Consider the following 6,183-nt stretch of genomic DNA (forward strand, 5'->3'; position numbering starts at 1 on the left):
TCACAGCGCCCGCCGCCCCCTTCCGGTCCCGCCCCGGACCGTGCCGCCGGATCGCCCGGCCCGTCCTCCGATGGCGCGTGAACTGGGGCCTTTCGAGGGCGCCCGCGTCGCGTTGCGTTCTCCGCCTCACCGGCTACACAGGGCACCGGTGGGCGTGCGGCTGTCGAGCACGCTCGTGACAGCGGAACAGGGCAGAAGGCAACGCCATGTCGGACGGCATCACCATCCATTTCGCCCCCCTCGGTCGGGGCGGATCCGGGGACCTCGTGGTGTTCGTCGGCGACGACCTCGTGCTCGGCGCGGGCGCCCGCGACGCGCTCGGTCAGGCGGGCGTCGACCTGGTCTCCCGGGCCGCCGGCAGCGAGAAGTTCAAGGCGCGCGCCTCGAGCGCGATGGTGCTGCCGGCGCCGGCCGGCGTCGACGCGGACCGCCTCGTGGTGGTCGGGCTCGGCACCGACAAGGACCGGGGCAAGATCGACTGGCCGGTGCTCGGCGGCTTCACCGCGGGCAAGGTCGCGGGCCGCGAGGCCCGCGTGGTGCTCGACTGGCCGGGCGCCGCGGCGATGCCGGCGGACGCCGCCGACTTCACGCTCGGCGCACGCCTGCGCAGCTACGCCTTCGACCGCTACAAGACCAAGAAGAAGCCCGAGGCCGAGGACGCGAAGGCCGCGACCACGCTGACCCTGATGCTCGCCGGCCACGCCGAGGCCGAGGCCGCCGCAGGCGCGAGCGCCGCCGTCGCAGAGGGCGTGACGCTCGCCCGCGACCTCATCAACGAGCCGCCGAACGTCCTCACCCCGGAGGAGTTCGCCCGCCGCGCCTCCGAGCTGACCAAGCTCGGCGTCGAGGTCGAGGTGCTGGAGCCGGCCCGCATGCGCGAACTCGGCATGGGCGCGCTGCTCGCCGTGGCGCAGGGCTCGGTGCGCGAGCCGCGCGTCGTGGTGATGCGCTGGAACGGCGGCCCCGGCGGCGAGGCTCCGGTCGCCTTCATCGGCAAGGGCGTCGTGTTCGATTCCGGCGGCATCTCGATCAAGTCCGCCGGCGGCATGGAGGACATGAAGGGCGACATGGGCGGGGCGGCCGCCGTCGTCGGCACCCTGCACGCGCTCGCCACCCGCAAGGCGAAGGTCAACGTCGTCGGCGCCATCGGCATCGTCGAGAACATGCCCGACGGCGCCTCCTACCGCCCGTCCGACATCGTGACCTCGATGTCGGGCCAGACCATCGAGGTCATCAACACCGACGCGGAAGGCCGCCTCGTCCTCGCCGACGTGATCTGGCACGTGCAGGGCGCCTACAAGCCGAAGTTCATGATCGACCTCGCGACGCTGACCGGCGCGATCATCGTCGCGCTCGGCCAGGACATCGCCGGCCTGTTCTCGAACGACGACGAGCTCGCCGGCCGGATCCACGCCGCCGGCGAGGTGGTGGGCGAGATGGTTTGGCGGATGCCGCTGATCCCGGCCTACGACAAGGCGATCGACTCGAAGTTCGCCGACATGAAGAACACCGGTGGCCGTCATGGCGGCGCCGCGACGGCGGCGGCCTTCATCAAGCGCTACGTCAACGACGTGCCGTGGGCGCATCTCGATATCGCCGGCGTCGGCATGTCCTCCACCGCCAGCGAGATCAACAAGAGCTGGGGCGCCGGCTGGGGCGTGCGCCTGCTCGACCGGCTGGTGCGCGACCACTACGAAGCCAAGTAGCGGTCGCGTTTCGTCTAGCGGCCGCGGTCCGGGGGGACGGTTCGATGCGGAATTCCAGTGTTGCCGCCGCCGCCCCCGTGGTGGCGGCGCTACTCGCCCTCGGCCTCGTCGCGGCCACGGGCCTCAGCCAGCGCTCCGACCTGCCTGAATGGCTGGCGCCACGCGCCTACGGGTTCTTCCTCGACAGCTATCCGCTGTTCGCCTTCGCCCTGGCCTACGGCTTGGCCCGCCTCGTCGCGGCGGCCGCGGCGCCGGGGCCGGCCGGCGTCCCGCGCCGGGCGGTGTGGGGCGTCGTCGGGATCGCTGCGCTGCTGCTGGCCTCGCTCTACCCGACCTTCGGCGGCGTGATCCTGCGCGGGGCCTACGGCACCGGCAGCATGGCGTTCCTCACCGGCCAGCCGCTCTGGCTCGCCTACGCCCTCGGGGCCGCGGTCGCGGCGCTCCTGTTCGGCACGATCCTCGGCCTGTTCGGCTGGCTCGCGGCCGGGCGGCTCCGCCCGCGGACCGGCTGGCGCGCCCGCATCGGGTTCGCATTCTGCGGTTTCCTCGCCCTGTGGTTCGCCGCCGCCCTCCTCGGGCTCGGCCGGGCGGAGGGCATCGGACCCTGGCCGGGCCGGGCGTTCGACGGGTCGGAGGCGGGCATCGCCGCGCTGCTGGTCCTCGCCGGCGCCCTGCCGCACGCCCTCGTCGTGGCCTTCGGCCGACGGGCGCGTGCCGCGACGGCATAATCCGCCGGCTGTCAGCGCCTGCCGCCCGGGGCCGGCTGCGCTCGCTTGCCGCGGGCGGAGCGATCCCGCACAGTCCCAGCCAAGGGGAGCGAACACACAAGACCGATAAGCGCGGCCAAGAATGCCGTGCGCGATGGAGAAACGCCGTGATCCAGGAAAGCCGGGCACCGCGCCCGTGGCTCGCCGCCTACCCGCCGGGCATGCCGGCGGAGATCGACGCCGACAGCCTCGGCACCCTCGTCGACCTGTTCGAGACCAGCACCGCGCGCTTCGCCAAAAGGCCGGCGGTGACGTGCTTCGGCTCTTCGATGACCTACGCCGCGATGGGCGCCGCCGCCCGCGCGCTGGCCGCCTGGCTCGCCGCGCAAGGACTCGCCAAGGGCGACCGCGTCGCGATCATGATGCCGAACGTGCCGGCCTACGCGGTCGCGATCTTCGGGGTGCTGGTCGCCGGCGGCACGGTGGTCAACATCAACCCGCTCTACACGCCACGCGAGCTGTCGGCGCAGCTCAACGATTCCGGCGCGCGCATCCTCGTCGTGCTGGAGAACTTCGCCCACACCGTCGCCGAGGCGATGCCCGGCGTCGCCCTCGACCGCGTGGTGCTCGCCGGCCCCGGCGACGGCCTCGGGCTCAAGGGCAAGGTCGTGGATCTCGCCTCGCGCCACCTGAAGAAGGCGGTGAAGCCCTTCGCCCTGCCTGCGGACAAGACGGTGCGGTTGGACGCGGCCCTGCGGCAGGGCAGGGGGCTGAAGGCGCCTGCAATCCAGGTGACGCAGGGCGACATCGCCTTCCTGCAATACACCGGCGGCACCACCGGCATCGCCAAGGCGGCGATGCTAACCCACCGCAACATCATGGTGAACGTCGTCCAGAGCGAAGTCTGGTTCGAGGGGATCGAAGCGCCCGGCCGGGTGATGGTCACCGCGCTGCCGCTGTATCACATCTTCGCGCTGACCTGCTGCTTCTTCTTCTTCATGCGCACCGGCAGCAGCTGCCTGCTGATTCCCAACCCGCGCGACGGCGACGGCTTCGTGAAGACGCTGGCGAAGACGCGCTTCACGCACTTCTCTGGGGTCAACACCTTGTTCAACTTGTTGAACAACCATCCGAAGATCGACACGGTGGACTTCTCGCAGCTCGACTACGTGGTCGCCGGCGGCATGGCGGTGCAGAGCGCGGTCGCCGCGCGCTGGAAGGCGGTCACCGGCAAGACCATCATCGAGGGCTACGGCCTGTCGGAGACTTCGCCGGTGGTCTGCGTGAACCCGTATCGGCTGGGGACGTGGTCCGGCACGATCGGCTACCCGCTGCCCTCCACCGAGGTGTCGATCCGCGGCCCTGACGGGATGCCGGTGCCGGCCGGCACCCCCGGCGAGATCTGCGTGCGCGGGCCGCAGGTGATGAAGGGCTACTGGAAGCGCCCCGACGAGACCGCCGCCGCCACCACCGCCGACGGGTTCTTCCGCACCGGCGACGTCGCCGTGATGGAGGCGGACGGAGAGGTGCGGATCGTCGACCGGATGAAGGACATGATCCTCGTCTCCGGCTTCAACGTCTACCCGAACGAGGTCGAGGACGTGCTCGCCGCCCATCCCGGCGTGCTCGAATGCGCCGTGGTCGGCGCGCCCAGCGCCGAGACCGGCGAGATGGTGGTGGCCCACGTCGTCGTGCGCGACCCCGACCTGACGCCTGAGGCGATCCGCGCCCACGCGCGAACCCAGCTCACCGGCTACAAGGTGCCGCGCAAGGTCGTGCTGCAGGCGAGCCTGCCGAAGACCAACGTCGGCAAGGTGCTGCGCCGGGCGCTCCGCGACGAAGCGCCACCCGCGTGACGCGAAACGCAGGTAACCCCTGCGCCGTAGACGGCGAACATTCAGTTCGCGGCAGGCGCCCGGCACCCGCGAGGGGCGGCGCGGCTGCGGCGGCGGACACGATTCGGAGACGACGATGCTGATCAAGCGGTTGCGCGGCTGGGAGATTCCCGAACACCTCGTCACGCCGGAATCGGTGTTCCTCGACCGGCGGGCGCTGCTCGGCGGCTCCGCCGGCCTCGCGGCGGCGGCGATGCTGGGCGGGCGGGCGCTGGCCGAGACCGGCCCCTATCCGGCCCCGCGCAACGACGCCTACGCCCTCGACCGTCCGCTGACTCCTGAAAAGTTCAGCGGCGACTACAACAACTTCTACGAGTTCGGCACATCGAAGACCGTGCTGCCGGCGGCCGACGCCCTCAAGACCAGCCCGTGGACGATCAAGGTCGACGGCCTGGTGGAGAAGCCGTTCGACATCGGGGTCGAGGACCTGGTCCGCAAGGTCGGCCTGGAGGAGCGGCTCTACCGCCACCGCTGCGTCGAGGCGTGGTCGATGTCGGTGCCGTGGACCGGATTCCCGCTGGCGAAGCTCGTGGCGCTGGCCAAGCCCGCCTCGGGGGCGAAGTACGTCCAGCTGACGACCTTCCTCGACCGCAAGATGGCGCCGGGCCAGCGCACCTTCTACCCGTGGCCCTATGTCGAGGGCCTGACGATGGAGGAGGCGGGCAATGACCTCGCCTTCATCGCCACCGGCATCTACGGCAAGCCGCTGCCGAACCAGTTCGGCGCGCCGATCCGCCTCGCGCTGCCGTGGAAGTACGGGTTCAAGTCGATCAAGTCGATCGTGAAGGTTTCGTTCGTGGCCGAGCGGCCCAAGACCTTCTGGGAGGCGCTCGGCCCGTCCGAGTACGGCTTCTGGGCCAACGTCAACCCGGCCGTGCCGCACCCGCGCTGGAGCCAGGCGAGCGAACGCGTGCTCGGCACCGACACCCGCGTCCCGACGCTGATCTACAACGGCTACGGCGAGCAGGTGGCGGGCTTATACAAGGACCTCCAGGGCGAGCGCCTGTTCGCCTGAGGCAGTCGGTCGCTGCGCATCCCCTCTCGCCGCACGGATCTCGGGCCTGCCCGAGATCCGATCTTGCCTGCCGAAGTCGGGCAGGCCCGACTTCGGTGGGGGAGAGGACTTCGCCGACCTCGTCGTCGGCGAAGCGAGGCGGCAGCCGCCGGTGAGGGGGGCGACGGAAGAGCCTCGTCCGGCACCTCCCCCTCACCGCCGCTGCGGCTCCGCCTCCGCTTCCCGCAGGCACGGCGAGGTGCCTGCGGTCCTCTCCCCGCCCGCGGGGAGAGGGGGCTCCCCGGAAGGCGGACCGACCGAGCCTGGCGAGCCGACGACTCACCCCGCGTCGCGCAGCGCCCGGCGGATGATCTTGCCGGTTGTCGTCATCGGCAGGTGATCGCGGAATTCGATCTCGCGCGGGTATTCGTGGGCCGAGAGCCGGGTGCGGACGAAGGCCTGGATCGCGTCGGCGAGCTCCGGCGAGGGGGCATGGCCCGGGCGCAGGACGACGAAGGCCTTCACGATCTCGGTGCGCAGCGGGTCGGGCTTGCCGATCGCGGCGGCGAGCGCCACCGCCGGGTGGGTGCAGAGGCAATCCTCGATCTCGGCCGGGCCGATCCGGTAGGCGGCCGAGGTGATGAGGTCGTCGTCGCGGCCGACGAAGTGGACGTAGCCGTCGGCGTCGCGTCGTGCCTGGTCGCCGGTGAGCATCCAGTCGCCGGAGAACTTGCGCGCGGTCGCCTCCGGCTGGTTCCAGTAGCGCAGGAACATCACCGGGTCGGGGCGGGCGACGGCGATCTCGCCCGGCTCGTCCACGCCGGCCTCGCTGCCGTCGGGCCGAAGGATCGCCACGCGATGGCCGGGCACCGGCATGCCGG

4 protein-coding genes and 1 pseudogene are annotated in these 6,183 nt (G+C 71.6%); 4 read left to right on the plus strand and 1 reads right to left on the minus strand.

Going from position 1 to position 6,183, the window contains the following annotated elements; all coding sequences use genetic code 11:
• Nucleotides 1-206: 206 nt before the first annotated feature.
• The 4 genes from FV234_RS24870 (at nucleotide 207) to msrP (ending at nucleotide 5,323) form a co-directional block, all read left to right on the plus strand.
• Nucleotides 207-1,706 (plus strand): leucyl aminopeptidase, encoded by a 1,500-nt coding sequence (locus FV234_RS24870; RefSeq protein ID WP_147832325.1) that lies wholly within the window; start codon nucleotides 207-209, stop codon nucleotides 1,704-1,706.
• Between the two features lie 44 nt (nucleotides 1,707-1,750).
• The gene (locus FV234_RS24875; protein ID WP_147832326.1) at nucleotides 1,751-2,434 is read left to right on the plus strand and encodes a hypothetical protein; all 684 of its coding nucleotides are present in this window, start codon (nucleotides 1,751-1,753) and stop codon (nucleotides 2,432-2,434) included.
• 146 nt (nucleotides 2,435-2,580) lie between these two features.
• Nucleotides 2,581-4,269, plus strand: a complete 1,689-nt coding sequence (locus tag FV234_RS24880; RefSeq protein WP_147832327.1) for an AMP-binding protein — start codon at nucleotides 2,581-2,583, stop codon at nucleotides 4,267-4,269.
• 115 nt (nucleotides 4,270-4,384) lie between these two features.
• Entirely contained in the window at nucleotides 4,385-5,323 is a 939-nt protein-coding gene (gene msrP, locus FV234_RS24885; protein ID WP_147832328.1) for a protein-methionine-sulfoxide reductase catalytic subunit MsrP, read from the plus strand.
• A 318-nt stretch (nucleotides 5,324-5,641) separates the two neighbouring features.
• On the opposite strand, the pseudogene FV234_RS24890 reads toward msrP, so the two are convergent.
• Nucleotides 5,642-6,183: pseudogene (locus FV234_RS24890) on the minus strand (AMP-binding protein); the annotation flags it as partial.

The sequence above is a fragment of the Methylobacterium sp. WL8 genome, assembly GCF_008040045.1.
Classification (GTDB): domain Bacteria; phylum Pseudomonadota; class Alphaproteobacteria; order Rhizobiales; family Beijerinckiaceae; genus Methylobacterium; species Methylobacterium cerastii.

What these genes read in the sequence shown, in the direction of transcription:
- FV234_RS24870 (WP_147832325.1), top strand. Translation starts at nt 207, where the DNA reads ATGTCGGACGGCATCACCATCCATTTCGCCCCCCTCGGTCGGGGCGGA.
- FV234_RS24875 (WP_147832326.1), top strand. Translation starts at nt 1,751, where the DNA reads ATGCGGAATTCCAGTGTTGCCGCCGCCGCCCCCGTGGTGGCGGCGCTA.
- msrP (WP_147832328.1), top strand. Translation starts at nt 4,385, where the DNA reads ATGCTGATCAAGCGGTTGCGCGGCTGGGAGATTCCCGAACACCTCGTC.